The organism is Agarivorans litoreus, from assembly GCF_019649015.1.
Classification (GTDB): Bacteria; Pseudomonadota; Gammaproteobacteria; order Enterobacterales; family Celerinatantimonadaceae; genus Agarivorans; species Agarivorans litoreus.
The window spans coordinates 1,191,614-1,217,405 of the sequence record NZ_BLPI01000001.1 but is presented as its reverse complement, the minus strand read 5'-3'; the positions used below and the strand labels follow the sequence as shown (position 1 = coordinate 1,217,405).

General features: G+C 44.8%; 28 protein-coding genes. 11 read left to right on the top strand and 17 right to left on the bottom strand.

Annotation, left to right across the window (positions count from 1 at the left end; all coding sequences use genetic code 11):
* Positions 1-58: 58 nt before the first annotated feature.
* Complete coding sequence (locus K5L93_RS05670; RefSeq protein ID WP_220718845.1) at positions 59-256, bottom strand: DUF4250 domain-containing protein; 198 nt, start codon at positions 254-256, stop codon at positions 59-61.
* Complete coding sequence (locus tag K5L93_RS05665) at positions 250-453, bottom strand: DUF2061 domain-containing protein (protein WP_220718844.1); 204 nt, start codon at positions 451-453, stop codon at positions 250-252. The genes K5L93_RS05670 and K5L93_RS05665 overlap by 7 nt, the downstream gene beginning before the upstream one ends.
* A 621-nt stretch (positions 454-1,074) precedes the next feature.
* Between K5L93_RS05665 and K5L93_RS05660 the strand changes: the two genes are divergently transcribed.
* Complete coding sequence (locus K5L93_RS05660) at positions 1,075-3,444, top strand: fatty acid cis/trans isomerase (protein ID WP_220718843.1); 2,370 nt, start codon at positions 1,075-1,077, stop codon at positions 3,442-3,444.
* Between the two features lie 318 nt (positions 3,445-3,762).
* On the opposite strand, the gene K5L93_RS05655 is transcribed toward K5L93_RS05660, so the two are convergent.
* Entirely contained in the window at positions 3,763-5,712 is a 1,950-nt protein-coding gene (locus K5L93_RS05655; protein WP_220718842.1) for a methyl-accepting chemotaxis protein, read from the bottom strand.
* A gap of 103 nt (positions 5,713-5,815) precedes the next feature.
* Complete coding sequence (locus K5L93_RS05650) at positions 5,816-6,697, bottom strand: AEC family transporter (RefSeq protein WP_220718841.1); 882 nt, start codon at positions 6,695-6,697, stop codon at positions 5,816-5,818.
* Positions 6,698-6,831: 134 nt separating this feature from the next.
* Between K5L93_RS05650 and K5L93_RS05645 the strand changes: the two genes are divergently transcribed.
* Both K5L93_RS05645 and K5L93_RS05640 read left to right on the top strand, forming a co-directional pair.
* Positions 6,832-7,143 (top strand): hypothetical protein, encoded by a 312-nt coding sequence (locus tag K5L93_RS05645; RefSeq protein WP_220718840.1) that lies wholly within the window; start codon positions 6,832-6,834, stop codon positions 7,141-7,143.
* A 74-nt stretch (positions 7,144-7,217) separates the two neighbouring features.
* Entirely contained in the window at positions 7,218-7,442 is a 225-nt protein-coding gene (locus K5L93_RS05640; RefSeq protein ID WP_220718839.1) for a DUF4115 domain-containing protein, read from the top strand.
* A 327-nt stretch (positions 7,443-7,769) separates the two neighbouring features.
* Here the strand turns inward: K5L93_RS05640 and K5L93_RS05635 are convergent, their stop codons facing one another.
* The 5 genes from K5L93_RS05635 to K5L93_RS05615 all read right to left on the bottom strand — a co-directional run bounded on the left by K5L93_RS05635 (position 7,770) and on the right by K5L93_RS05615 (position 11,131).
* Positions 7,770-8,042 carry an oxidative damage protection protein gene (locus K5L93_RS05635; protein WP_016401386.1) on the bottom strand — a complete coding sequence of 91 codons (273 nt, stop codon included), beginning with the start codon at positions 8,040-8,042 and terminating at the stop codon, positions 7,770-7,772.
* A 46-nt stretch (positions 8,043-8,088) separates the two neighbouring features.
* On the bottom strand, positions 8,089-9,147 hold the full coding sequence (gene mutY, locus K5L93_RS05630) for an A/G-specific adenine glycosylase (protein WP_220718838.1): 1,059 nt from the start codon (positions 9,145-9,147) through the stop codon (positions 8,089-8,091).
* Between the two features lie 9 nt (positions 9,148-9,156).
* Positions 9,157-9,624 carry an Lrp/AsnC family transcriptional regulator gene (locus K5L93_RS05625; RefSeq protein WP_016401384.1) on the bottom strand — a complete coding sequence of 156 codons (468 nt, stop codon included), beginning with the start codon at positions 9,622-9,624 and terminating at the stop codon, positions 9,157-9,159.
* 68 nt (positions 9,625-9,692) lie between these two features.
* On the bottom strand, positions 9,693-10,628 hold the full coding sequence (locus K5L93_RS05620) for a Gfo/Idh/MocA family oxidoreductase (protein ID WP_220718837.1): 936 nt from the start codon (positions 10,626-10,628) through the stop codon (positions 9,693-9,695).
* A gap of 11 nt (positions 10,629-10,639) precedes the next feature.
* Positions 10,640-11,131 (bottom strand): cupin domain-containing protein, encoded by a 492-nt coding sequence (locus tag K5L93_RS05615; RefSeq protein WP_220718836.1) that lies wholly within the window; start codon positions 11,129-11,131, stop codon positions 10,640-10,642.
* Positions 11,132-11,254: 123 nt separating this feature from the next.
* Here K5L93_RS05615 and K5L93_RS05610 point away from each other — a divergent pair, with 123 nt between their 5' ends.
* Positions 11,255-11,563, top strand: coding sequence for a DUF1272 domain-containing protein (locus K5L93_RS05610; RefSeq protein ID WP_220718835.1), 309 nt, complete (start codon positions 11,255-11,257; stop codon positions 11,561-11,563).
* A 144-nt stretch (positions 11,564-11,707) separates the two neighbouring features.
* On the top strand, positions 11,708-12,442 hold the full coding sequence (gene trmB, locus K5L93_RS05605) for a tRNA (guanosine(46)-N7)-methyltransferase TrmB (RefSeq protein ID WP_220718834.1): 735 nt from the start codon (positions 11,708-11,710) through the stop codon (positions 12,440-12,442).
* An 8-nt stretch (positions 12,443-12,450) separates the two neighbouring features.
* On the opposite strand, the gene hemW is transcribed toward trmB, so the two are convergent.
* The 7 genes from hemW to K5L93_RS05570 form a co-directional block, all read right to left on the bottom strand.
* A complete protein-coding gene (hemW, locus tag K5L93_RS05600) occupies positions 12,451-13,605 on the bottom strand; it encodes a radical SAM family heme chaperone HemW (RefSeq protein ID WP_220718833.1) in 1,155 nt (384 codons plus the stop codon).
* On the bottom strand, positions 13,599-14,198 hold the full coding sequence (gene rdgB, locus K5L93_RS05595; protein WP_220718832.1) for an RdgB/HAM1 family non-canonical purine NTP pyrophosphatase: 600 nt from the start codon (positions 14,196-14,198) through the stop codon (positions 13,599-13,601). The genes hemW and rdgB overlap by 7 nt, the downstream gene beginning before the upstream one ends.
* Positions 14,199-14,561: 363 nt before the next feature.
* The gene (locus K5L93_RS05590) at positions 14,562-14,996 is read right to left on the bottom strand and encodes a DUF4426 domain-containing protein (protein ID WP_220718831.1); all 435 of its coding nucleotides are present in this window, start codon (positions 14,994-14,996) and stop codon (positions 14,562-14,564) included.
* 58 nt (positions 14,997-15,054) lie between these two features.
* Complete coding sequence (gene yggU, locus K5L93_RS05585; RefSeq protein WP_016401375.1) at positions 15,055-15,345, bottom strand: DUF167 family protein YggU; 291 nt, start codon at positions 15,343-15,345, stop codon at positions 15,055-15,057.
* Positions 15,346-15,891, bottom strand: coding sequence for a YggT family protein (locus tag K5L93_RS05580; RefSeq protein WP_220718830.1), 546 nt, complete (start codon positions 15,889-15,891; stop codon positions 15,346-15,348).
* A gap of 17 nt (positions 15,892-15,908) precedes the next feature.
* On the bottom strand, positions 15,909-16,730 hold the full coding sequence (gene proC / locus K5L93_RS05575; protein ID WP_220718829.1) for a pyrroline-5-carboxylate reductase: 822 nt from the start codon (positions 16,728-16,730) through the stop codon (positions 15,909-15,911).
* Positions 16,731-16,916: 186 nt separating this feature from the next.
* Entirely contained in the window at positions 16,917-17,615 is a 699-nt protein-coding gene (locus K5L93_RS05570; RefSeq protein ID WP_220718828.1) for a YggS family pyridoxal phosphate-dependent enzyme, read from the bottom strand.
* A gap of 25 nt (positions 17,616-17,640) precedes the next feature.
* On the opposite strand from K5L93_RS05570, the gene K5L93_RS05565 reads away from it, so the two are divergent.
* The 4 genes from K5L93_RS05565 (at position 17,641) to K5L93_RS05550 (ending at position 22,193) form a co-directional block, all read left to right on the top strand.
* Complete coding sequence (locus tag K5L93_RS05565; protein ID WP_016401371.1) at positions 17,641-18,675, top strand: type IV pilus twitching motility protein PilT; 1,035 nt, start codon at positions 17,641-17,643, stop codon at positions 18,673-18,675.
* Between the two features lie 8 nt (positions 18,676-18,683).
* Complete coding sequence (locus K5L93_RS05560) at positions 18,684-19,802, top strand: PilT/PilU family type 4a pilus ATPase (protein ID WP_220718827.1); 1,119 nt, start codon at positions 18,684-18,686, stop codon at positions 19,800-19,802.
* An 18-nt stretch (positions 19,803-19,820) separates the two neighbouring features.
* A complete protein-coding gene (gene yaaA / locus K5L93_RS05555; RefSeq protein WP_220718826.1) occupies positions 19,821-20,597 on the top strand; it encodes a peroxide stress protein YaaA in 777 nt (258 codons plus the stop codon).
* Between the two features lie 849 nt (positions 20,598-21,446).
* The gene (locus K5L93_RS05550; RefSeq protein ID WP_220718825.1) at positions 21,447-22,193 is read left to right on the top strand and encodes an OmpA family protein; all 747 of its coding nucleotides are present in this window, start codon (positions 21,447-21,449) and stop codon (positions 22,191-22,193) included.
* 63 nt (positions 22,194-22,256) lie between these two features.
* On the opposite strand, the gene srmB is transcribed toward K5L93_RS05550, so the two are convergent.
* A complete protein-coding gene (gene srmB / locus K5L93_RS05545) occupies positions 22,257-23,513 on the bottom strand; it encodes an ATP-dependent RNA helicase SrmB (RefSeq protein ID WP_220718824.1) in 1,257 nt (418 codons plus the stop codon).
* A gap of 97 nt (positions 23,514-23,610) precedes the next feature.
* Between srmB and K5L93_RS05540 the strand changes: the two genes are divergently transcribed.
* Positions 23,611-24,333: a tRNA1(Val) (adenine(37)-N6)-methyltransferase gene (locus K5L93_RS05540; RefSeq protein ID WP_220718823.1), complete on the top strand. Its 723-nt coding sequence runs from the start codon at positions 23,611-23,613 to the stop codon at positions 24,331-24,333.
* A gap of 131 nt (positions 24,334-24,464) precedes the next feature.
* The gene (gene brnQ, locus K5L93_RS05535) at positions 24,465-25,772 is read left to right on the top strand and encodes a branched-chain amino acid transport system II carrier protein (RefSeq protein WP_246614994.1); all 1,308 of its coding nucleotides are present in this window, start codon (positions 24,465-24,467) and stop codon (positions 25,770-25,772) included.
* Positions 25,773-25,792 lie beyond the last annotated feature (20 nt).

The window sequence follows — 25,792 nt, the reverse complement described above, 5'->3', positions numbered from 1 at the left end:
AAGCGCGTATGTTAATTGGCCATCCGCTTTGTAGAGCAGAGCAGAGTGGAGTAAGTGATTAGGCCGCGGTAAACTGTTGTTGCTTAGCTTGTAATTGGTAGCCTGCTGATTCTAAGCGTTGGCTCAATTGGCTCTGATTTAGTTGGTAAAACCTGCATAGTTCAGTAAAGCTAGCAAACTCATTTCTAATTTGCATGTTTACAATGCTTACCAAAATATTGATATCCATTTGTTGAACGCGTTGTTGGTCTAACATGCATACTCCTTGGCTGGCTGAGGGCGGTTGAAGCCCCATTTGGTCCAGGCTTTTTCGTGAAAGAAGTAAGCCACACTGTTTACTGCTGGCTCTATTATGGCAACCAAACCGCCAATCATTATGTCACCAGTTAACAACCAAGTGACCAAAAAAGCGATAGTGAAATGCATGCTGGCAAAAGTTAATGTTTTAATCATAATGTTGTCCTCACTAATCTCTATATCTAAATGATAATCATTATCATTTTGTTTGCAAGTTATTTTGTGCTTTTTTTATTTGACAGTTGATTGGAAGGGCAAAAATTTAAAGTTAGCTGGAGGAGTTACCACTTATGTCTGTAAAGTCAAAATAAGGCGGCTTAAATATATTGGTGTTTAACAAAATAGAATATGCATAGTTTCTAAGGGCGTTTTGCACAGAAAATTATCACCATAAATACTAGGGTCTGTTGATCTTTGCTGATGGTTATTGCAGCAATTTATTAGCCATTTAGGCAAGGCAGTGAGTGTGCAGTTAAGTGGGCTTAATAATCACTCGCTAACGCTGAATAAATGGCTAAGAAATACTGCCCGAAGGGTTCGGATAAGCGAACTTTACTCTTTGTTAAGCACTTCTTGCTTAGCCCACTAGGCTTCTAAGTGCTCGCCGCGATTAAAGCCCGCTTATCTCAAACAAAATTTCAACACCAAAGATCTACAGACCCTAATTAATGACCTTGGCTGACATGTTATTTAGCATGCTATCTGCCTTAGTTGTTATATACTTAGCATAGTATTTAGTGCCTACTAGTGAAAATAAGGCTGTATCAGGGAAGAGTTATGTTTAAACGTTTTGGTGTATTTTGGGGGCTGCTGTTTGTAGTCGGTTGTTCGAGCATAATTGTTAATCAGTTTGATCAACGTTTTGGTGAAGCGTCGGTACAAACGCGAATTTTTCCTGAGACCCATCCTCCAGCAGCAGAGTTTATTACAGAGGTGAAGCCTATTTTGGATCAGCGCTGTGTGATGTGCCACGCTTGCTACGATGCACCGTGTCAATTGAAATTGACCTCTGCAGCAGGCATTGATCGCGGAGTTACTACCGACCGTGTATATCATGCAAGCAGAGTAACCGCTGCTCCAACCACCCGTCTATATACTGATGCAAAGTCCACTCAAATGTGGCGTCAAAAAGGCTTTAATCCGGTACTCAATGAGCGTGTTCAAACCGAGCAAGCTAATTTAGAAGCCGGAGTAATGTACCAAGCACTAAAGCAAAAGCGTGATTATGTAGATCCAGGTAACGAAATCCTCGATCCTGATGCATTTGATTTTTCCTTAGATCGTGCTCAGCAGTGTGTGGGTATCGAAGGTTACGCCAAGGTGCAAGCCTCGCACCCGGAATGGGGGATGCCTTATGGTTTGCCAGCAATTAGTGATCAAGAGTTTGATACCTTAACCGCTTGGCTAGCTAGTGGCGCACCAATGGCTGATGATTTAACTGAACATCGAAAACTCAGTGAACAAGTCTCTCATTGGGAACAGTTTTTAAACGGAGATTCCTTAAAAGAGCAATTAATGTCGCGTTATATATACGAGCATTTGTTTATCACTCATCTGTACTTTGACGACGACCCAAATTCTCGCCCAGCCTTTTTTAAATTAGTGCGTTCTCGAACCGCTCCTGGTACTCCGATAGATGAAATTGCAACCCGTCGACCTTACGACGACCCTGATGTAAGCCGAGTCTATTACCGCTTAGCACCAGAGCGGGAAACCATTGTAGTTAAAACGCATATACCTTATCGCTTAGACAAAGCTCGTCAACAGCGCTGGACCAAGTGGTTCTTGGGAGAAGATACTCAAGTAAGTAGTTTACCTAGTTACAAACCTAAAGTGGCGGGTAACCCTTTTGTGGCATTTAAAGATTTAACCATAGATGGCCGTTATCGCTTTATGTTAGATGATGCCGAAACCTTTATTATGGGCTTTATGAAAGGACCTGTTTGTCGAGGACAAGTAGCTTTAAATGTTATCCAAGACCATTTTTGGGTGTATTTTGCTAATCCTGACAACCGTTTCGAGCAATCGCAGGGAGAGTTTTTAGCTGAACAAAGTGACCACTTAAGAATGCCCTCTGTAGCGCAAAGTAATGTTTTACCCGTTAGTACTTGGTTGCGTTACTCAAAACGTCATAAAAAGTACATGAATGCGCGTATAGAGAAATTAAATGAGTGGTTAAGCAAAGATAGCACTCTAATTAATTTGGACTTGTTATGGGATGGTGATGGTGAAAATCCCAATGCCGCACTCACTATATTCCGCCATTTTGACAGCGCCAGCGTAGTAAAAGGTACCGTGGGTAAACAGCCTAAAACGGCCTGGGTGGTTGATTACTCCTTGTTTGAGCGGATTCATTATTTGTTGGTGGCAGGTTATGATCCTTATGGAAATTTAGGTCACCAGTTGGTTACTCGTTTATATATGGACTTTTTACGTATGGAAGGCGAAGCTAGTTTTGCTTCGTTTTTGCCTGCTGAAGCAAGATATGATGAGCTGCGTAGTTGGTATGTTGGTGCAGATAAAAACATTATTCATTTTGTAGAATCTCGCCCACAAGAAGCTTTTTTCAAAAGCGCAGTTGAGTACAGCGGTAATGCGCCTTACAAACAGCAATTGTTTGATATGATTGGTGAAAAGCTTACGCCAATCTTAAGTCACAAACATGATATTACTTGGCCAAAATACTCCCGAGAAGTGGTTGATTTTGCTACAGACCTTAGTGCTTGGAAAGGTGGTGCCATCAAACTATTGCCACAAGTGGTATTTATTCAAGTAGACGATGTAGAGAAAGCAGAGCCAGAGTACTACACCTTGTTAAGGCATAATGCGCATACCAACATTTCTAGTTTGTTCTCAGAAAGTAATAACCTTGAGCCTGATAAAGACACATTAAGCGTTTTACCTGGGTTAGTGGGGGCCTATCCAAGTGCCTTTTGGCGAGTAGAGAAGTCTGAGTTAAAACAGTTGCAGCAAAGCCTAGTTCAAGTATTTAACGAACAAGATTATCAAGCATTTATGAAGCGTTACGGTATTCGCAGAACTAATAATGAGTTTTGGCCATTTAGTGATCGTCTCCATCAAGCTTATCTTCAGGCAGAGCCTCTGGCGTCTGGCGTACTGGATTACAGTCGCCTCGAAAACCGCTAGATACTTAACAAAAAGCCCAAGCAAAATGCTTGGGCTTTTTAATTCTCCGTATTGTTAGGGTCTGTTGATCTTTGCTGATGGTTTTTACAGCAATTTATTAGCCATTTAGGCAAGGCAGTGAGTGTGCAGTTAAGTGGGCTTAATAATCACTCGCTAACGCTGAATAAATGGCTAAGAAATGCTGCCCGAAGGGTTCGGATAAGCGAACTTTACTCTTTGTTAAGCACTTCTTTCTTAGCCCACTAGGCTTCTAAGTGCTCGCCACGATTAAAGCCCGCTTATCTCGAACAAAATTTCAACACCAAAGATCAACAGACCCTAGTTTGTTTTAAATCGCGATACCATTTCTTGTAAGCTTCCCGCGAGAGAGTTAAGAGCGGTTGCGCTTTGTTCTAGTTGTTGAGATACCTCGTTTGCTTGACTTGAGCCGTCATGAATATCGGTGATGTTACGATTGATCTCTTCTGCTACCAAGTGCTGCTCTTCTGCTGAAGCTGCAATTTGCGTGGCCATGTCTCGAATGGTAAGTACCGATTGTAGTATAGCCTCAAACACTGTGCTGGTTTGGTTGGTGGCAGTTACCGTGGTGCTTGAGTGTTCAATACTGCTAGAAAGCTTAGTGGCTACATTGGAAGTTTGTTGGCGCAAGTTGCTCAATAGTTTGTCGATTTCTTCTGTAGATTCGGCAGTGCGGCCAGCGAGGGTTCTCACTTCGTCTGCAACTACTGCAAATCCTCTGCCTTGCTCACCCGCTCGGGCGGCTTCAATGGCGGCATTTAAGGCCAACAAGTTAGTTTGTTCAGCAATGCCGCGAATGGTATCTAAGATTACAGTGATATTAGCGGATTCTTGCGACAGTTCATCCATGGCTTGATTGGACTCATTCAAGGTGGTTTCTAGTTGGCTAACCGCGCGCACCGTATCTTGAATAAGTTGATGACCTTCCTCTACCTGTTGCTGGCTGTCGTCGGCGCTAGAAGCTGCTTGGCTACAGTTTGACGCTACTTCATTAGAGGTGGCTACCATTTCATGGAATGCGGTTGAAACTTGTTCTACAGCGGCTAGTTGCCCCTCTGCTATTTGTTTCATGGTGCTGGAGAGCTCACTGGCTTGCGCCGCGGAGTTATCTACTTGTGCACTATTGCCTTTAATGCTGGCAACCAATGAGTTAATCGATTCTACAAAGCGGTTGAAGGCATTGGCCATTTGCCCCGATTCATCATTAGATTGGATATCTAAACGCTGAGTTAAGTCGCCTTCACCAGATGCAATGCCCTCTAAGCCTTCGGTGATGGTAATCATTGGTTTAGTGATCACATTCATTAAGGTAAAGCCAATGGCGATAAATACCACTGTCATCAAAATGGCAACGCCTATTATTAAGGTGATTAGTGAGTTTGCCTGTTGATAAACTTCGCTGGCAGGCATAAAGCCAATAAAGCGCCAGTTAAGTTCAGGAGATAAATACACGTTGGCCAGCCAAGTCTCACCGTCTTTCTGTACGGTATGTAAGCCCGGTGATGCGCTTTGAATTGTCTGATAGCTCGCCACTTCGCCAATCGCTTTAAACAGGTTTTCTTCGTTTGATGGGTCGGCCAAAATCGTATTGCTGTCTTCAATCATGATGATGTAACCCTGCTCGCCAAACTTCACTTTTTTAATTAAGTCTGTGAGTTTACTTAGGGTGACATCTACGCCAATAGTACCAAATGCTCCTTTGGCGCCTTCAAAACGTACCATGTAGTCTACTAGCGGGGTTTTGGTAACTAAATCTTGGTAGGCGGGAATACGTACTGGGGTTGTCGAATTTATAGATAATGGGTACCAAGGTCGCACTCTAGGGTCATAGTCTGCAGAGTTTTTACCTAAAGGCCACTGAATATAACCACCATGATCCATTGCCAAGTACACATAGGCTAGGTCGGGCCGTGCTTCGCCAAATTCGCGCATAAAGTGAAAGGCTTCTTGCTCTAAGCCGCCAATTTTATCTGGTGTCATCATGGTGCTGGGTTTGCCCATGTAGGTGGTTACACTATGGTCTAATTGTCGGATGACTTTAGAGGTAGCGAGAAATTTAGCATCTTCGGCTAGGCCGTTCAGGTAGATGGAAAAGGTGGTATCAATATGCCCGAGCTCTGCAGTGCTTCTTTGTTCGAAGTTGAGTTCAGCGCTATTGCGTACGCTCCAAACAGTGATGATTGAAATCACTAATACAGGGATAACCACTCCTGCGAGTAACAACAGCAAAAACTTTGTTCTTATTTTCATTTGTTAGTCCACTATGCGAGCGTATTAAGATAAATATAGTGGACTTAGGCAGGAATTCTAATTGCCTTGAATAACTTAGCGGCAAATTCAGAGTAAAAAATGATTAATTTGTAGGTAGTACCCACAACAAGGCTAACGGGATAAATACTAAGCTGGCGATGTTGCCCAGCATTACAATGGAGGCTACCCGTTGCGGTTCAATCTGATACTGTTCGGCAATAATAAAGTTGAGTACGGCGGGCGGTAAAGCTGCAAACAAAATTAAGCAAGATTGTTGCAAGCTGTTGAGCGGCAAAATAGCAATGGCGATGAAAGCACACAATAGGCCGCTAAGAGGGCAAGCGATAGCGCCAATCATACCGATGCGCCAATCTTTTAAATCTACATCGATTAATCTCACTCCTAGGGTAAATAGCATTAGCGGAACCGATATTTGTCCGAGCATTTCTATTGGCGTGGCAATGACTTTGGGTAGTGAGAGCTCTAAGGCTCCCCAAACTATGCCGGCAATGGCAGCAACAATCACCGGAATACGCAAAGTGGAAAGCAGCTTTGCTTTGGTATCAATAAAATATAGCCCTACCGAAAAATGTAAGACCATTTCAACCACAAATAGAATCACTGCAATCGGCATGGCGGCTTCGCCAAAGGCCAAAATAATCAGCGGTAGTCCCAAGTTACCGGCGTTGTTGAACATCATTGGTGGCAAAAAGGTACGCGCCTTTAACCCTAAAGGCTTAATCAGAGGAAGCAATACTAGGCCGGAACCTAACACTACCCAAATTGATGCTAGTAGCAGTTCGCTATAATCCGCTAGCTCTAACTGGGTATTTGCCAGCACCGAGAAGATTAAGGCAGGGCAGAATATCTCCATATTCATGCGATTAGCGGCGCTAATGTCGGGTCGGTGTTTACGGCCATAAATTAGGCCCAACACCACAATAATTATTAGCGGTGCAACAATACTTAAGATTTGCCAAGCCACAGCATCAGTCCTTCATCGAGTGAGAATTAAGCTTATCAGAAAAGTGTGTTGGGGCTAGTTAGCAATAAGTGTTATGGCTTTAACTGACTTGAATGGCTAGGCTAATAAAGAGTTCACCAAAGTTTGAGTCGATTATGTTGAAACAGCTCTATCTCGCTATGATCTTGCTCGTTATAGCTGGCCAAATGCCAACGGCGGCTATTGCCGAAGATGAGTTTGACATGGATATGGACTTTCCAGAGCCTGATTTCCCTGAGCCTGAGCCCGACTTTCCAGAACCAGAACAATTGCCTGAGTTAGAGCCTGATCCGCCTATCGCTGAAGTATTACCCGAAGTTGATCAGCCAGAGGTAGAACTACCGATTGCTCCGCCGCCAGAAGAAGTGATCCCACCTGAAGAAATATTGCCACCTATCATCGTGCTACCACCACGATATATTGGTTAGATGATCCTTGGGACTATTGGTATCCACATGACTATCCGCGCCATTACTATCGCCCGGCGACTATTAGCGTGCGGGTGAATGGTGAGCTTAAGCTACGTATTGTAGATAGCCAGCAGCGCACTTTAGTTAATCAAACCTTAGAAGCTGGCACTTACCAGCAATGGCAGGGACAAGCTCCATTTGCTGTCACTGTTAGTGAGCCGGCGCAGATAGCGCTGAGCTACCAAGGTAAAGAAGTGGATTTAAGCGCTTACCAAGACACTGAAAATGCCTATTTTCAAGTGCCGCCTAATCGTTAAACTGTAGGGTCTGTTGATCTTTGCTGATGGTTTTTGCAGCAATTTATTAGCCATTTAGGCAAGGCAGTGAGTGTGCAGTTAAGTGGGCTTAATAAACACACGCTAACGCTGAATAAATGGCTAAGAAATGCTGCCCGAAGGGTTCGGATATGCGAACTTTACTCTTTGTTAAGCACTTCTTGCTTAGCCCACTAGGCTTCTAAGTGCTCGCCGCGATTAAAGTGCGCTTATCTCGAGCAACATTTCAACACCAAAGATCAACAGACCCTAATTACTAGAAATAAAAAAACGAGCTGGTGCTCTGTTTTTTGGGTTCAACCTCGGCGTTTATTGGCTGGGTGGTGTGTAACCTTCAATATCCACTTCACCGTCTTCAAACAGGTACTTAACCATTTCTGCTTGCAATAGCTCGCGGTCATCTTGATTCATCAAGTTAAGTTTTTTCTCGTTGATGAACATGGTTTGTTTTTTTTGCCACTCGGTCCAGGCTTCTTTGCTGATGTTGTCAAAAACGCGCTTGCCCACATCACCAGGAATCAGTTGAAAATCTAAGCCTTCGGCTTCTTTTTTTAAACGTTGGCAAAATACGGTTCTAGCCATAATAGGTCCTTTTTGCTTGCTTTGCCTAAGGGAGGCAAAGGCTAAATTAAAGTGCTTGTTGCGCTATTTTTAACAGCTTTTCTGTAACGGCAGCTAAGCCAACTTTGGGTGCTTGTTGCATGTTATACCAAAGTTGTTGATTGTCTGCCATGACTTGTAAGTTAGGCGCTTCGCTAAGCTCGATGAGCGAAGGTTGAATGTCTAAATGGTAGTGGCTAAAGGTGTGCCTTAGCGGCGAGAGCTCATAAATGGCATCGGCGCTCATTTGCTGCTGATTTAGCCAATCACTAATGCTGTCTTCAATGTTAATTTCAGGGAAGCAATATAGGCCTCCCCAAAGCCCTTGCATGGGGCGTTGATAGAGCAAAAACTGCTGTTGCCAATGCAAAATCAGCATTTGAGTGGGTTTTTCTGGCAATACCTTTTTAGGCTTTTTGCCGGGGAAGTCGCCTTGACGCTGATACTTAAGCGCTTGGCAGTCTTCGGCTACAGGGCAAACCTCACAACGAGGTTTGCTGCGAGTGCAGACCATGGCGCCTAAATCCATCATTGCTTGATTGTATTCGGTGGTTTGTTGCTCTGGCGTATTGGCTTCGGCCAGTTCCCATAGTTGGTTTTCCACCGGCTTTTTACCTGGCCAACCTGCTATCGCTTGGTGACGAGCCAGTACTCGCTTTACGTTGCCATCTAAAATGGCATGGCGTTGTCCTAAGGATAAAGACAATACCGCGCCAGCGGTTGAACGACCAATGCCCGGTAGAGCGATAACTTGGTCGATATCTTCGGGAAATCGTCCATTATGTTGCTCGGCAATCACTTTAGCGGCTTTGTGTAAATTACGCGCTCGTGCGTAATAACCGAGGCCGGTCCAAAGGTGCAGCACTTCATCGGTATCGGCTTTAGCTAAGTCACTCACCGTAGGGAAACGTCGCATAAAACGTTCAAAGTAGGGAATAACTGTGGCCACTTGAGTCTGCTGCAGCATGATTTCCGACAACCAAACTTTGTAAGGTGTTTTGTCTTGCTGCCAAGGCAGGTGTTTACGCCCAGCTTGGTGATACCAAGTAACCACTCGGCTGGAAAAGTTTGCGAGATTGTTGGTCATTAAAAGTGCTTAGTTTAAATAGTGGGTTGGCAGCGAGGTGGTCGATTTCATGACTTCCATAGAAAAGGCAGAGCTTACATCGGTAAAGGCTAAGCGTTCGATCAGTTGCTTATATACTTTGTCGTAGTCGTCGATACTGGGCACTACAACCTGCAACAAGTAGTCGATACTGCCACTCATGCGGTGAGCTTCAATGATCTCCGGAATATCTTGAATGGCTTGCTTGAATTGATCCAACCATTGTTGGTCGTGCTGCGAGGTGCGCACACTGACAAACACGGTCACGCCTAAATTGAGCTTAGCCCTATCGAGTAAGGCGACCTTGTGGCGAATAAAGCCTGCTTGCTCTAGTTTTTGCACTCGACGCCAGCAAGGCGTTGCCGATAAACCTACCCGTTCGGCGATGTCGTTGAGCGGGATGCTTACGTCTCGTTGCAGCAAATCGAGTATTAACTTGTCTTTACTATCGAGTTTCATTTTTCACACTTTGCTCAAATAATGAAAGTTGCTGCTATTTTCCCGCGCTTAAGCTTAAGAAACAACCGCTATCTTTGTGTGGCTACTAGGCTTTGTTCTAACCAAAGCGCTTTGTTAGGGCTAAATCCGCCTGCAGCGAGTAGCTCCTGTTTACTTATGTGGCCACGTAAGTGCTCGATGATGGTAGATGTAGAGCGATGATTGGCTTGTAACCAACAATCCTGCGGATGATATTCCCCATTATTTTGCGCTACACCATTTAACAACACTGGCGCAAAACGCCAAGCTTGGCCGGGTACATATTCGCCTTGCAACTCAATGTTATTGTCGCCTTGGGTTAAGTTGATTTGATGAAAAATGCCGGGAGAACCTCCCAAACTAAAATCCACCTCAATCTGATGCTGCTTGCATGCCAGCTTTAAGCTCAAGTGTTGACTACCGTGCTGCCCCTGACGTGTTGTAGATGATAGCTGTTTGGGTTCGCCGAGTTGATGTAATAACCAAGATAGGGGATGGCTAGCTGTCTCTAAAAACCACTGTTCTAAGGTAAAGTTAAGCGGCAAGTTTACTTGTGAGCTTAAGCGAGCCTTAACTGGTTGTTCGGCCTCCAACAAGCTATTGATAAGCTGGGCGCTTGCTAAGTAATTAAAGGCATAGTTTACCCATAGGTTTTGTGGCCAGCTGGATAAGGGCTCAGCTGTGTTTAAGCCCATTAGCGGCTTTTCACAGATGATGGCAGTGTTTTTAAAATGCTCGATAAGTGCTAAATGCGAGGCTGCGGGGCTGGCAATAATCACTAAATCTACTGGAGGAATCTGCTCGATGTTGTTGCAAGCTGCAGCAATGCCATGTTGCTTTGCTAGGTGCTGGGCTTTGTTTATGTCTAAATCAAATAAAGCTTTAACCTCTACTTGGCTTTGCTGCAAAGCGCCTAAGTGCACTAAACCCCAGTTGCAGCCAATAATCGCTGCACTATTAATGGCGGGCGTGTTGTTAAAAAGCAATTTACGAAGTCCTAATTGTTAACTTTGGCGGCAACCACAATAAAGCGGGCGCCAGTAGAGCCAGCTTGCACAAAGTGACTTTGTCCAGGGTGAATACAGTGGGAGTCGCCAACTTTAAGGGTTTGGGTTTGCTGCTCTTCTCCTTCAACCACGGTAATAACAAGCTCGCCACTGAGCAGGTAATAAAGCTCTTCGGTATGAGTATGTTGATGCAAACCGATACTGCCATTGGCTTCTAGGCTTGAATCCATCACCAGCTCTATACCGCTGGCTAAAATACCTTCGGCTTTGTCTGGCTCTTCGCTATATATCCATGTGCCATCTAAACGTCCTTGCCCTTGCATGCCTGCGGGAGCTTGTGGGCTAAAATGGGCGGGTTGATAAATCACGGTGGCCATCGCTTGGGCTTGCTTAAAACTGTAGCCATCTCCGGTATATAGCGGGGCGTCTCCGCCATGGAATTCTTCATCGCTATATTGTCTAGAGCTGGGTTTGTGGGTCATTGCTATATCCTAGGCGTTTATTGGCAGTGTAATCTAGAGTTATTGTTAAGCTCAACTAGCCTAAGTGGTCAGTTTAGTTTCTTAAGCTGTCTTTATTATAGTGTAGTGATTGATGGAGTAATCATGTTAGAACTACGACCTTGTTGTGAGCACTGCGAAATACCCTTAGTAGCCAATGCAACCAACGCGATGATTTGTTCCTTTGAGTGCACTTTTTGTAAAGAATGTGTGGAAACAGTTTTAGCTAATGTTTGTCCAAATTGCGGTGGCGGGTTTTGCCCCAGGCCCATTAGGCCAGAAGCTGATTGGGTGAATGGTAATAACTTGAACCATTACCCGGCGGGTGAGCGAGTGGTGGCTAAAGCGGTAAACCTCAGGCAGCAACAAAGTTTAATTGAGCGAGTAGGCGGGCTAGCTCCAAATAAACGCTAGGGGCTGTTCACCTTTCGAGCTAATTTTTGCTGCAAAACATTGCAAGCTTTAGCGTGCAAAGCTTGCACAACGGCGAGATCTTTGGATAATGCCAGCCCTGTTCTACATTTAGAATGTCCCTGCAATATCTAGTCTGGAAATATCATGAGCGAGCAAGACCAAAACCAAGCACCTGAGGCTTCTCAAGAGCAAGTTGAAGATAAACGTCTTCGTAAAATTCGCAGCTTTGTTAAGCGCGAAGGTCGTTTAACTAAACGTCAAGAAAAGGCATTAACAGAGTTTTGGCCGCAAATGGGTCTAGACCACCAAGCCAGCAACTATTCACTGGCAGAGGTATTTGGTCGCGAAGCTAAAACCGTATTAGAAATTGGTTTTGGCATGGGTGCTTCTTTAGTAGAAATGGCCAAGGCTGCCCCAGAAACCAACTTTATTGGTATTGAAGTACACCGCCCTGGAGTTGGCGCGTGCATGGCAGATGCTGTTGAAGCGGGCATTTCAAACTTACGCGTATTTGAACACGACGCAGTAGAAATATTGAATGACAGTATTCCAGACAATAGTTTAGATACTGTTCAATTATTTTTCCCAGACCCATGGCACAAAGCGCGTCACCACAAACGCCGTATCGTGCAACTTGAGTTTGTTGAAGTGTTGCGTAAGAAGCTAAAGATTGGCGGCGTATTCCACATGGCGACAGACTGGGAAAACTACGCTGAGCACATGTTAGAAGTCATGCAAGCTGCACCGGGTTATAGCAATACCTCTGACACTAATGATTATGTGCCGCGTCCAGAATGGCGTCCATTAACTAAATTTGAAAACCGTGGCCATCGTTTAGGCCACGGTGTGTGGGATTTGATATTCGCTCGCGAGTCTTAATGACCCGCTTAATCAGTAAAGCAATTGAGAAGGTCGTTTAGAAATAAACGGCCTTTTTTTGTTACCGCCCAATGCTGATCATGTTCATCTAATAGCTCTTGTTGCCTTGCCTCTTTAAGCGATGACTCAAGCTTGCTAAGCGGCAAACCACTTAAGTTAATAAACTCAGCCTTGGGAATATCTTCAAACAAACGTAGGCGGTTTAAGAAATACTCAAAGGCTAAATCATCTTGCTCCACTGCCCAGTGCTTAAACATAAACTCGCGCTCGGGTGCTAAATAACCCTTAGGGTGTTTAACTTTTTCTGTTCGTATGATGGCTTGTTGAGTTAGGTCGCTTATTTTGCCGTGCGCGCCACAGCCAATGCCTAGGTAGTCGCCAAAACGCCAATAATTAAGATTGTGTTGTGAGCGGTCGCCATTTTTACAGTAGGCCGAGACTTCGTATTGCTCGAAGCCTGCTTGTTGCAGTAGCTGGTGGCCTTGCTCATAAATATCCCATAACAGATCCTCGTTGGGCAGTTTGGGAGGGCGAGAAGCAAAGGCGGTATTGGCTTCAATTGTTAGTTGATACCAAGATAAATGGCTTGGGCCAAGGGCAAACGCTTGTTGCAGGTCACTCATAGCTTGCTCGAGGCTTTGGTTTGGCAAGCCGTGCATTAAATCAAGGTTAATGCGCTTAAAACCGGCTTGCTGGGCAAACTCAAAGGCTTTGATGGCCTCGTCACCACTGTGAATGCGGCCAAGCTTGGTGAGGTGCTCAGCTTGAAAGCTTTGTACGCCAATGGATAAGCGGTTTACCCCTGCTTGAAAATAACCCGCGAAGCGCTCTGCCTCGGCGGTACCGGGATTGGCTTCCATGGTAACTTCGGTCTCAGGGCCTAAAACCAAGCGCTGTTTGATGCCTTGCAATAAATCGCTGATAGCTTGGGCAGATAGCAGGCTAGGGGTGCCTCCGCCAATAAAAATACTGTGCAAGGCGCGGCCATGTAAGGCAGGGAAGCGCGCTAAGTCGCCATCTAAATCGGCCAGCAGGGCTTGTATGTAGTCGGCTTCAGGTAAGTCTTGCTTAAGACCATGGGAGTTAAAATCGCAATAGGGGCATTTTTGCACGCACCAAGGCACGTGAACGTAAAGGCTAAGTGTTGGGCTAAGCCTTAGCATGCTTGCGCTTCCATTTGCGCTAACAACTGGCGTAACGCAATACCGCGATGGCTAAGGGCGTTTTTTTCTGCCTTGCTGATTTGAGCAGACGTTGCCTTATGTTGTTCAACCCAAAATACTGGGTCATAGCCAAAACCGCCTGCACCATGAATTTCTTCGGTAATGCTACCACGCCATTTACCGTGGCAAATTAGCGGTGCTGGGTCATCGGCATGGCGCAAGTAAACCAATACACAGTGAAACTCTGCGCCGCGCTGGGCTGGCGGTACCTGTTTCATTGCATCTAATAGTTTTAGCACGTTGTCGTGGTCATTCGCATCTTCGCCAGCGTAGCGAGACGAGTATAAACCGGGGGCACCATTTAAGTAGTCTACGGCTAAACCCGAGTCGTCAGCAATGGCAGCGAGCCCAGTAATTTGAGCCGCGTGGCGGGCTTTAATAATGGCATTTTCCACAAAGGTGGTGCCAGTCTCGGCGGCGTCTTCTATGGCAAATTCACTTTGGGCAATAATTTGCTTGTTTAGTGGTTTAAGTAATTCCGAAAGCTCGGCCACTTTGCCGGGGTTGCCGGTGGCAAGTACAACTTTTTGCATACTGAGTCCTAGAGTAACAAGAGGCTGGTGTAGTTTAATCGAAGGGGCTGTGCTGAAACAGCCTTAACTTAACAGCTAAGGCTGGGTATTTTAGATTGTTTAGGGGTTGTTGATCTTTGGTGTTGAAATTTTATTCGAGATAAGCGGGCTTTAATCGCGGCGAGCACTTAGAAGCCTAGTGGGCTAAGCGAGAAGTGTTCAACAAAGAGTAAAGTTCGCCTATCTGAACCCTTCGGGCAGCATTTCTTAGCCATTTATTGAGCGTTAGTGAGTGATTATTAAGCCCACTTAACTTCACACTCACTGCCTTGTTTAAATGGCTAATAAATTGCTGTAAAAACCATCAGCAAAGATTAACAGCCCCTAATCTACGTAGAACTTCTGTTGAAACTCTAGCAGCTGTTGGCTTTTGCCATCATCAATAGTGAGCTTGAAACGAAAGGTCTCTTCGTTGCTGTGGCGCAGTTCGGCAATGTAGTAAATCGACTCGCCTTCGCGAATTTCTTTAAACTCTAGGTTTTTTTGATTACCAATTAAGTTACGCGCTGTTCCTGATATGTTTACTGCAACTGGAGCCTTGTTAGCCGATTTGCTGTCGAGCACGGTGATGTTAATCAGGCCGTTATATCGGCTACGCTGCAAACCGTAAATTTTGGCGACTTCTGCTGGAATAAAGGTGGAGTTAAAAGCCACATAGTGCACTTCATAGTTACCCAGTTGAACTTTTTGTTCCGCCTGACTGGGTAGAGAAAATAGCATTATGCTGGCGATCAAGTTGACCAAGAAAAACTTACTCATGAGGACGACCTTTTTTACATGCATGGTTTAAGTATAGAAAGATTCTGCGCGATAAAAGTTACAGCAAACCAGCGATTATCTCAGGGATTTGTTTTGGCTGAGCAATGCTAATGGTTTTGTGGCGACCAAGTTCTCCGCGAAGGATAGAGATTTGGGATTTGGCCACCTTACATTGTTTCGCTAAAAACTTGCTCAAGTGCTGATTGGCTTTTCCATCAACCGGTGGAGCAGTAATGGCGATTTTAAGCTCTTCACCGTGCAGGCCAATAATCGCGTCGCGGCTGGCTTTGGGTTGCACGTAAACCTGCAACAGCAGGTTTACGTCATCAAAGCTAACCGGCTTAGGCAATTACAATGAGCTCCAGAATGGTACCCAGCCAGCGATTAACAAATTAAGAAAGTTAAGCGCAATAAATAGCACCAATACAGATAAATCCAATCCTCCCATGGAAGGAAGAATTCGGCGGATCGGTGAAAGTAGCGGTTCAGTTAATTGGCCTAATACATACTCTATTGGGCTGCGACCTTGGCTTACCCAGCTTAGGATAGCGCGCAGCAGTAATACCCAGAACAACAACATTCCTGCTTCTTTTAGCGTGCTAAACAAGGCCAGAATCGCTACCGCAGTTAAATCAAAACCGCCACGTAGCTGCATTAAAATAGCCCATTTGGCAAAGGATATGACTAATGCCAAGAACACTGCTGCCCAATCTATTCCAGCGAATCCTGGGATAACCCGGCGTAGCGGAACGACAATGGGGTTGGTTGCTTTAACCACAAATTGGCTAAGCGGGTTGTAAAAATCGGCGCGCGCCATTTGTAGCCACACACGCAGTAAAACCACCATCAAGTAGAGGTTGAATACAACTTCAATCAAGTAACTAAGCGCTTGCATAAGGTCCTCAGAATAAATTAAAACAAACTTTCCATTTCGCGTCCGCGTTCAACGGCGGCGTCCATGGCGTTGGCGACTACTTTACGTAAGCCTTGTTCTTCAAAAACACGAATCGCCTCGGCAGTCGTGCCTCCCTTAGAAGTAACATTGGCCCGAAGTGTCGCTAAATCAAGGTCTGGGTTAGCTGCAACTAATTCGGCACTGCCTAAGGCTGATTGCTGAACTAAGCTTCTAGCTTGTTCAGGGCTAAAGCCTAGTTGCTCTGCTTGCTGCTGCATAGCTTCCATAAACAGGAAAAAGTAAGCGGGGGCACTGCCTGCTGCTGCAATGATATGGTTGATATCATCTTCATTTTTTACCCAGCAGGTTTCACCTACTGCTTGCATTAGTTGCTCGGCGCTAGCAATTTGCTGTTCGCTAACATCCGCTGGAGCATATAAACCGGTCATACCGCGGCCAACCAATGCAGGAGTATTAGGCATGGTGCGCACAATGGCAACTTGTTCGCCCAGTAAACCTTTCAAGCGTTTAACGTTGACACCTGCAGCAATAGAGACAAACAGTTTGCTGCTTAAGTCATTGCCTGCATCGGCAATGGCTTGGCAAACCACTGCCATAAGTTGCGGTTTTACCGCCAATACAATCACATCGCTTTGGGCAATGGCTTGATTGTTATCGCCAGTTACATTTACCGAAAACTGCTGCTTAAGGTTTTGCTGCTGTTCAGTATTAGGATCACTAGCGGTGATGTTGCTTGGGTTTGCGCCATTAGCCAGTAAGCCACCAATCAAACTGCTGGCCATGTTACCACCGCCAATAAACGCAATTCGAGCTGTCATGTTCAATTTTCCTTATTATTGTTCTTATACCAATCGTACTAAGTCACTGTTCAGTCTAGCTGGTTAAAATACTCGATAATAGCGTTAGCATTTTTGATTGTAGAATAACTACTTATCGAAAAATCCTGTCTTATTCTCGAGTATTTTCCTGCGCTATTTCTGCTCACTTACTTAGTGTGATTGGTATTAGTTTCGTTGGCCAAATATCGCGCTGCCCACCCTAACCATGGTACTGCCGTTATTGATTGCCATTTGCATGTCGCCACTCATCCCCATGGAAAGAGTATCAACACTAGAATATTGTTGCTGTAATTCACCAAATTTTTGTTGCATGGCGGCAAATTGGGCAGCCAGTTCTTGGCCTTGCTCAAGCTTTTGCGGAATGGCCATTAAACCGCGCAGGGTTAAGGCTGGCTGTTTCGCAATGTGTGCAGCCAATGCAAAGACATCTTCCAGCAACACTCCTGATTTAGCCGGTTCTTGGCTAATATTGACTTGAATACACACTTGCAAGGGCGCCATGTTACTAGGGCGCTGCGCCGCTAGGCGGTCGGCGATTTTGGCTCGCTCTAGGGTTTGCATCCAATCAAAGTGTTCCGCCACGAGGCGAGTTTTGTTGGACTGCAAGGGGCCAATAAAGTGCCATTCTATGGGGTCTTTTAGCCAACTTTGCTGTTGGCTTTCGATGATTTTGTTAACGCCCTCTTGCACGTAATTTTCACCAAAGCTGCGTTGACCAGCCAAATAGGCCGCTGCAATATCACTTAAGGGTTTGGTTTTACTAACGGCTAACAATTCAACAGCATTGGCGGGGCGATGTGCTTTAGCTAACGCTTGCTGAATTTCTTGGTTAACAAATTGAAGTGCTTGGGTAATACTGCTCATAGACTCACATTGAGGAAACAATTAAATGGATGTTACTGAATTACTGGCCTTTAGTGTAAAACATAACGCGTCAGATCTACACCTGTCTGCAGAATTGCCACCGATGATTCGAGTAGACGGTGAAGTACGTAAAATTAATGTACCGGCACTAGAGCACAAGCAAGTTCATAGTTTGATTTACGACATTATGAACGATAAACAACGTAAAGAATACGAAGAAAACCTCGAGATTGACTTCTCGTTTGAGGTGCCAGGGGTAGCGCGATTTCGTGTGAATGCCTTCCAACAAAGTCGCGGCGCAGCGGCGGTATTTCGTACTATTCCTTCAGAAGTATTGAGCTTAGAGCAACTAGGGGCACCGGCCATCTTTAGGCAAATCGCTGAACACCCACGTGGTTTAGTGCTAGTAACCGGCCCAACCGGTTCTGGTAAATCAACCACCTTGGCGGCGATGATCGATTACATTAATGAGCAGCGCCATGAGCACATCCTTACCATTGAAGACCCGATCGAATTTGTGCACAAAAACAAAAACTGTTTGATTAACCAACGTGAAGTGCACCGCGATACCCATAGCTTTAACAATGCGCTACGTTCAGCGCTTCGTGAAGACCCGGATATTATTCTGGTGGGTGAATTACGTGACTTAGAAACCATTCGCCTAGCACTCACCGCGGCCGAAACCGGTCACTTAGTATTTGGCACCTTGCACACCACCTCTGCGGCTAAAACCATTGACCGTGTAATTGACGTATTTCCAGCTGCAGAAAAAGACATGGTACGCTCCATGTTGTCGGAATCGCTGCGTGCGGTAATTGCTCAAACCCTGCTTAAAAAACTGGGTGGCGGACGAGTGGCTGCTCACGAAATCATGACCGGTATTCCAGCTATTCGTAACTTGATTCGTGAAGACAAAGTGGCGCAAATGTACTCGGTTATTCAAACCGGTATGGCGCACGGTATGCAGACCTTGGATCAAAATTTAAAAGAGTTGGTGAACCAAGGCATGGTGTCGTATGAAGACGCTAAACTTAAAGCTGCAGATCCCAATAACTTTTAGGAGGGTTTATGTTACTCGATGAGCTATTAAGCGATATGTCGGAGCGTAAAGCATCCGATTTATATCTATCGGTTGGGGTGCCGCCTAGTGCTAAAGTGAGTGGCCGTTTAATGCCGTTAACTGAGCAAAAGCTAATGCCAGAGCATGTCATGGATATGCTAGCTGCCATTCGCACAGAGGCTCAGCTAGAGGCCTTTGTTACTGGCCGAGAGGCAAACTTTGCTATCGCTCGCCAAGGCTTGGGCCGTTACCGTGTGAGTGCTTTTTATCAACGCGAACAGCCAAGCATGGTGATTCGTCGCATTGAAACCGATATTCCAAGTTTTGAGCAGCTGCAATTGCCGCAAATTCTCAAAGAAGTAGGCATGTCGAAACGTGGTTTGATTCTATTTGTTGGTGCTACCGGTGCCGGTAAGTCAACCACTCAGGCCAGTATGATTGATTATCGTAATCACAATTCAAGTGGGCATATTCTTACCATTGAAGATCCGGTGGAATTTATGCACAAGCATGCGGGTTGTATTGTTAACCAGCGTGAAGTGGGCATTGATACGCCGTCGTTTGATGAGGCCTTAAAGAACTCATTGCGTCAAGCACCTGATGTAATTCTAATTGGTGAGATCCGTACCCGTGAGACCATGGAGTTTGCGTTGCAATTCTCTGAAACGGGTCACTTGTGTATGGCTACCTTGCACGCCAACAATGCTAACCAAGCCTTAGACCGGATTATGCATTTAGTGCCAGAAGAACGTCATCGCCAACTGTGTTTTGACTTGTCATTCAATCTACGTGCGATTGTGGCGCAGCAGTTGGTGCCTACCAAAGATGGTAATGGTCGTCGCGGGGTATTTGAAATTTTACTTAATACACCTTTAGCTGCGGATTTAATTCGTAAAGGTGATATGCATAAGCTTAAAGAGTTAATGAGTAAATCGCGCGAGCAGGGTATGTTAACCTTTGACCAAAGCCTGTTTGAACTATACGAAAGCGGTGTTATTGGTTATGCCGAGGCTATTGCCCATGCCGATTCACCTAACGATTTGCGCTTGATGATTAAATTGCATGGTACTGAAAAGTCGAATAATTTAGACAGTGGCATGTTAGACGGCGTAACCGTCGATTTTTAGAAAGGAAAAAGGAGCATTATGTTAGCGGTTATTTCACCAGCTAAAACCTTGGATTTTAGTTCTGAGTTAGCGAGTTACTCATCTTCTCGCCCTGAGCTGCTTGAGCATAGTGCCGAGCTAATCGATGTGGCTAGGCAGTTAAGCCCAGCCGACATCGCTAGCTTAATGAAAATTAGTGATAAGTTAGCAGGCTTAAACGCTGCCCGTTTTGCAGAATGGACCAAGGACTTACCAGAAGACTTGGCTCGCCCAGCGGTGTTTGCTTTTAAAGGTGATGTATACACTGGTTTAGATGCAGCCAGCTTAAGCGCTGAGCAATTAGACTATGCTCAGCAGCATTTGCGGATCTTGTCCGGTCTTTATGGTTTGTTGCGTCCCATGGATTTGATGATGGCTTATCGCTTAGAAATGGGCATTAAGCTCGCTAATGAAAGAGGGGCAAACTTGTATCAGTTTTGGGGAGATATTCTCACCGAGAAACTGAATCAAGCTTTAGCCGAGCAGGGCGACAATATCCTGGTTAATTTGGCCTCTAATGAGTACTTTAAGGCAGTTAAACCTAAGCTTTTAAACGGCACGGTTATTACCCCGGTGTTTAAAGATCAAAAGAACGGTCAGTATAAGATCATAAGCTTTTATGCCAAAAAAGCCCGTGGCTTAATGGCTCGCTATATGTTTGATAAGCAGGTCACCTGCTTAGAGCAACTGAGCCAGTTTGATTATCAGGGGTACTATTTTGATGAAAACAGCTCAGACTCTAGCACCTTAGTGTTTTTGCGCGACGAGGCTGAGTAAGTTTCATTTGTTCGGTTGGTTTGAAAAGAAAGTCACTCTGAGTTAGGGAATGCCGCTTACTTAAGGTGAGCGGCATTTTATTTCTAAAATGCTTCCGCGCCTCGGTTTAACGGTTTGAGACGATGCTCTCTTCTTCTGGCCAATATTACGCAGTCAGACAACAAGTCTAAGTTTTTGCTAACCCATAGTAGGTGTTTGACTGCTTATTTTCAGCTGGTTAAAACTGCTTGTAGTAGCTTGGCGGTAGGTAATAAAGCATAAACTCATCACGGACATTTAGTTGAGTTATTAAGCCTAAATAAAGCGCTGGCTTAGAGCTTATATTTACTACTTTTCATTTTCTTGAGAATAGTTGGTTAAGTCTAGTAGAGCTTGAACCTCGGTGTCGAATATTGTCACACAAGGTGTGATACCAATCGTACTAAGTACCTGTTCATTCTAACTGGTTAAAATACTCGATAACTGCGTTAGAATTTTTGATTGTAGAATAACTACTTATCGAAAAACCCTGGCTTATCCTCGAGCATTTTTCCTGCGTTATTTCTGATCACTTACTTAGTGTTATTGGTATAAATGAGCGTTTTTTGTTCATCAATGGTTGAGTTTTCGCAAGGCAATCGTTGTTACTCATCTGCAAATTAGCAGTAACGTTAATTTATATGGTTTTATTGGATGTACTATAATGGTGAAGTTGAATTTTTTAACTTTTTATTCACTTGAGTTTTTGCTCGAGCCTTGCGAATATTAAAAAAAACCTACTTAGAATAGGTTTTAATTGGTGAATAGGTAACTTATTTTTTACTCAAGGTAATCGACATGAATAGTCGAGTTAGGCCATACGGAGATAATATGAAAAATAAGATTGCAGTGGTATTTGCGCTAGTTGGCGCAGTTTCATTAACTGGGTGTTCTAGTGCTCCTCAAGGAGAAGCGGGAATTATTTGTCCTGCCATAGGTGCCGGTTTTGGTGGTATTCTGGCTGGTGGCGGTGGCGCTGTTGGTGGAGGTATTGTAGGTGCCTTACTTTGTGCAAACCCTGATCGTGATGGTGACGGTGTTGCTAATAGTGTTGATGAATGTCCTGATACACCTGCGGGCGCAATCGTTGATGAGCGCGGTTGTGAAATCGTAGAAGAAGTAATTATTGAAGAAGTTGTTGTGGTAGAGGAAGAGATTATTGAAGAAGTTGTAGTGGTGGCTGTAGCCGCTGCAGCACTAGTACCTGAATCTTGTGAACAATATGTGATGGTTGAGGATGACAAAGTGGTTGGCTTTGAACACATCTTATTTGGTTTTGATAAAGACAAATACAATGCTGATGAGCAAGAAAAATTAGATTGTATTGCCAAAACCATTATTGCTAATGAGCTAACCATTGATGCGGTAGGTTATACCGATAGCATCGGTAACGATGAGTACAATATGGCTTTAAGTCTTCGCCGTGCTGATAATGTTGCAGATGCACTATTAGCAGCAGGAGTGACTCCAGACCGAGTTATTGAGGAAGCAAAAGGAAAAGCCGCTCCAGCTGCTTCTAATGCTACCGAAGAAGGCCGCGCCCATAACCGCCGTGTAGAAGTGCGTGTTTATCACTAATACAGGCTAGTAACACCACTAACAAAAAAGCCACGCAATGCGTGGCTTTCGTTTTTTAGCTCATTATTTCTTAGCTTTTTTAGCTAGCTTCTTAGCCCGTCCTTTAGCCTTTTTCTTGGCGGCTTTTTTAGCTTCCACAGTTTTGGGTTTTTTCTTCTTAGCCGGTGGAGCTGCGACACGGTGAGTTGGGCGTAAGCCATCGATTACTCGGCGTTTAATTGGCTCATCGGTATAACGTTCCGCTTTGGCCAATGCACCCATATCATGCGCTTCTACTAGGTTAACTGCTATGCCTTTACGTCCAGCACGCGCGGTGCGGCCAATACGGTGAACATAAACATCTGGGGTACGTGGCATGTCATAGTTAAAAACATGGCTTATCTCCGGTACATCTAAACCACGAGCGGCTACGTCGGTAGCAATAAGTATCTTTACTTCGCCATCTCTAAAGGCTTGCATGGCTTGGTTGCGTTTATCTTGAGCCATTTCACCACGCAAATAAGATGCTTTAATCTCATCGCTTTGTAACTGCTCCGCGAGGGTATACAAACGCTCACGGGTTTTAACAAATACCACACAACGTTCTATTTCTTCATTAAGCAGGTAGTGACGCAATAATTGGTATTTATGGGCAGCATCATCACAAAAGTGCAATATCTGTAGAATCTTAGCGCGCTCACGGCGAGGTGGTTCTACTTCAATTTGCACCGGATCTTGCATTACCTTGTCGGCAAATCGCAATAATCCTGAGCCTTCTAAGGTGGCTGAAAACAAGGCAGTTTGACTACGCTCACTGGTAGCGTCGCTAATGGTTTCCATGTCTTTAATAAAGCCCATGTCTAACATTCGGTCGGCTTCGTCTAGAATCAATACCTCAATGGCTTGGGTATCAAACACCTTATAGGTGATGTACTCCATTAAGCGGCCAGGGGTAGCGATCACGATATCAATATTGCCCTTAAGCTGTTCAGCGTGAACATCGTATTTAACCCCACCAGTGATGTCGATGGTTGTGAGTTTAGTATGCGCTGTCGCTAAACGAGCCTGTTCGGCGACTTGCATGGCAAGCTCACGGGTAGGCGTCAGAATTAATACTCGACCGGGCCCGGCTTTGCGGCGAGGGTAGTCCAACAAATGTTGAATTGCTGGCAGCAAAAAGCCTAAGGTTTTACCTGTGCCGGTAGGCGCAGAAGCCAGTACATCTCGACCATCAAGCATGGCCGGAATGGTTTGCTGCTGAATAGTTGTGGCTTTTTGTAAGCTCATATCGCTTACTGCAGCTAGGATCTGCGGGTCTAGGTCGAGGTCTTCGAAGGTCATAAATCTACCAAGTTGTGAGGCGCCATCGACTTGAACCAAAAGCGCGGGTCATTTACATTCGCGGCATAGTATAGCGCCAAACAGAGGCAAGCAAGAAGTGATCGATCATAATCAGCGTCCTGGATTCACCTTTAAGCAGTTTCATGTAGCACATGATCAATGCGCAATGAAGGTGGGTACCGACGGGATCTTATTAGCGGCGTGGCTTAATCTGGCAAATGCTAAGCGCATATTGGATGTTGGAACAGGCACCGGATTAATTAGCTTAATCATGGCTCAACGCGGTGAAGGCAAGCTGAGTATTGATGCCATTGATATTGACGCTGATGCCTGTGAGCAAGCTAAATCTAATGTGGCGAACTCTCCGTGGGCAAAAACTATCAATGTAACTTTAAGTAGTATGCAAACCCACCTATCACCTTATGCCTATGATCTTATTGTTTCTAATCCGCCGTATTATCCAGCCGGACAGCAATTCGATGAAAAGCGCCAGCTAGCTAGACACAGTGGCTCGCTCAATGCGGAGCAGTTTTTTGCTGCCTTAAAAAAGTTATGCCATGCAAACACCGAACTGGCGTTAGTGCTCCCGTGTGATGTAGCAGAGTTGTGGCAACAGCAAGCCTTAAGCAACAATTGGTGTTTAATACATCAAGCTGAGGTGCAATCTCTCCCCAATAAACCAGCGATTCGTCGTTTGATGCGCTTCTCTCAACACGCTTCGTTATCACTTAAGCAAGAGCAAATCCTTATCTATCAGGAGGATAGAACTTACTCTGAGCAATATGTTGAGTTGTGTAGAGAATTGTACTTAAAAATGTAGATTTGTTTACTGTTGAGTTGGATCAATTATCCTTTATGTAGATTTATTCACTGGTTTTATGTTTTTAAACCATGCTATATACTTCACCGCTTAAAAATATAATCAATTGCAATCTACAACGGGGATAACACGTGACCAAACCTCTTGGATCATGGAATACAATCAGCTTAGGGATGATGGTTTTTGCCTTTTTTTTAGGCGCAGGTAATTTAATTTTTCCACCTATGGCAGGCATGTTAGCGGGCGATAATTTAGCGATGTCGATGCTTGGTTTTCTGGCCACTGCGGTAGGTTTACCTTTACTGGGTTTATTAGCGATTGCTAAAGCCGGTGGTGGTATTGTTCACTTAGGTCGCTATTTGCCCAGTAAAGTCGCCAACTTTATTGCGCTCGCCATTTATTTGGTATTGGTTCCAATGTTCGGGATTCCCCGTACATGTTTGGTAGCTTATGAGCTTGGCTTAGTTCCGCTGGTTGAAAGCGCTAGCCAACTCACTTTAATTGCTTACTCGTTGTTCTATTTTGTGGCGGCTTTGTTTTTTATTCTGCGCCGCGGTGGTTTAATCGATACTGTTGGCAAAATAATCACTCCTTTGTTGGTAATTTGTATTGCAGTTATCGGTGTAAGTGTATTTAGTAATCCTTTTGCAGAGATTGCTGAAGCCCAAAAAGGCTTTGCCGAGATGCCTTTTGGTCAAGGTTTTATCGACGGTTACAACACTATGGATGCACTTGCAGCATTGATGTTTGGTGTGTTGATGATCGATGCGCTTAACGGTAAGGGTGTAAGTGGTAAAGGCGAGCAATTTGGCTATTTGGTTAAGGCCAGCATAATAGCGGCAATTGGCTTAACCCTATTTTATGTCGTGCTGTTTTACCTCGGTGCTACCGCAACTGGCGTAGCGCCAGAGGCGCAAAATGGTGGCGAAATTATTGTTGCCTACGTAGCTGTATTGTTTGGCGCTAAAGGCCAACTATTGTTATCTACCATTGTAAGCTTGGCCTGTTTTACAACGGCTATTGGTGGTATCTCGTCGTTCTCAACGTACGTGAGTGATAACAGCAAGTTCTCTTATAAGCTTACCGCTATTGCTACTGCTGCCTGCTGTGCATTAGTGGCTAACATTGGTTTGAACCAACTGTTGGTGGTGTCTATTCCAATTCTTATTGGTATCTACCCGGTTGCAGTGGCATTGATTGCCTTTAACCTGCTAGTGGATTGGTTTAACCGGCCTCAAATGGCGGCTCGATTAATTATCGGTGTCGCTGCTATTTTTGGTGTGCTCGATGCAATAAAAGCGACTGGTGTGAACATGGAAGCCTTTAATGTATTACCGGGCTTCTCACAAGGTTTTGCTTGGTTATTGCCTACTCTAGCCGCAGTATTGGTTAGCGTGTTTGCTCGCTCAAGCAAGCAAACTGTTGCCGAAACCGCATAAGCTAAAATAGCGCCAACAGC

Bases quoted from the DNA above. Each gene is read 5' to 3' on its own strand.
- K5L93_RS05670 (WP_220718845.1), bottom strand. From the start codon at position 256: ATGTTAGACCAACAACGCGTTCAACAAATGGATATCAATATTTTGGTA.
- K5L93_RS05665 (WP_220718844.1), bottom strand. From the start codon at position 453: ATGATTAAAACATTAACTTTTGCCAGCATGCATTTCACTATCGCTTTT.
- K5L93_RS05660 (WP_220718843.1), top strand. From the start codon at position 1,075: ATGTTTAAACGTTTTGGTGTATTTTGGGGGCTGCTGTTTGTAGTCGGT.
- K5L93_RS05655 (WP_220718842.1), bottom strand. From the start codon at position 5,712: ATGAAAATAAGAACAAAGTTTTTGCTGTTGTTACTCGCAGGAGTGGTT.
- K5L93_RS05645 (WP_220718840.1), top strand. From the start codon at position 6,832: ATGTTGAAACAGCTCTATCTCGCTATGATCTTGCTCGTTATAGCTGGC.
- K5L93_RS05635 (WP_016401386.1), bottom strand. From the start codon at position 8,042: ATGGCTAGAACCGTATTTTGCCAACGTTTAAAAAAAGAAGCCGAAGGC.
- mutY (WP_220718838.1), bottom strand. From the start codon at position 9,147: ATGACCAACAATCTCGCAAACTTTTCCAGCCGAGTGGTTACTTGGTAT.
- K5L93_RS05625 (WP_016401384.1), bottom strand. From the start codon at position 9,624: ATGAAACTCGATAGTAAAGACAAGTTAATACTCGATTTGCTGCAACGA.
- K5L93_RS05615 (WP_220718836.1), bottom strand. From the start codon at position 11,131: ATGACCCACAAACCCAGCTCTAGACAATATAGCGATGAAGAATTCCAT.
- K5L93_RS05610 (WP_220718835.1), top strand. From the start codon at position 11,255: ATGTTAGAACTACGACCTTGTTGTGAGCACTGCGAAATACCCTTAGTA.
- trmB (WP_220718834.1), top strand. From the start codon at position 11,708: ATGAGCGAGCAAGACCAAAACCAAGCACCTGAGGCTTCTCAAGAGCAA.
- hemW (WP_220718833.1), bottom strand. From the start codon at position 13,605: ATGCTAAGGCTTAGCCCAACACTTAGCCTTTACGTTCACGTGCCTTGG.
- rdgB (WP_220718832.1), bottom strand. From the start codon at position 14,198: ATGCAAAAAGTTGTACTTGCCACCGGCAACCCCGGCAAAGTGGCCGAG.
- K5L93_RS05590 (WP_220718831.1), bottom strand. From the start codon at position 14,996: ATGAGTAAGTTTTTCTTGGTCAACTTGATCGCCAGCATAATGCTATTT.
- K5L93_RS05580 (WP_220718830.1), bottom strand. From the start codon at position 15,891: ATGCAAGCGCTTAGTTACTTGATTGAAGTTGTATTCAACCTCTACTTG.
- proC (WP_220718829.1), bottom strand. From the start codon at position 16,730: ATGACAGCTCGAATTGCGTTTATTGGCGGTGGTAACATGGCCAGCAGT.
- K5L93_RS05570 (WP_220718828.1), bottom strand. From the start codon at position 17,615: ATGAGCAGTATTACCCAAGCACTTCAATTTGTTAACCAAGAAATTCAG.
- K5L93_RS05565 (WP_016401371.1), top strand. From the start codon at position 17,641: ATGGATGTTACTGAATTACTGGCCTTTAGTGTAAAACATAACGCGTCA.
- K5L93_RS05560 (WP_220718827.1), top strand. From the start codon at position 18,684: ATGTTACTCGATGAGCTATTAAGCGATATGTCGGAGCGTAAAGCATCC.
- yaaA (WP_220718826.1), top strand. From the start codon at position 19,821: ATGTTAGCGGTTATTTCACCAGCTAAAACCTTGGATTTTAGTTCTGAG.
- K5L93_RS05550 (WP_220718825.1), top strand. From the start codon at position 21,447: ATGAAAAATAAGATTGCAGTGGTATTTGCGCTAGTTGGCGCAGTTTCA.
- srmB (WP_220718824.1), bottom strand. From the start codon at position 23,513: ATGACCTTCGAAGACCTCGACCTAGACCCGCAGATCCTAGCTGCAGTA.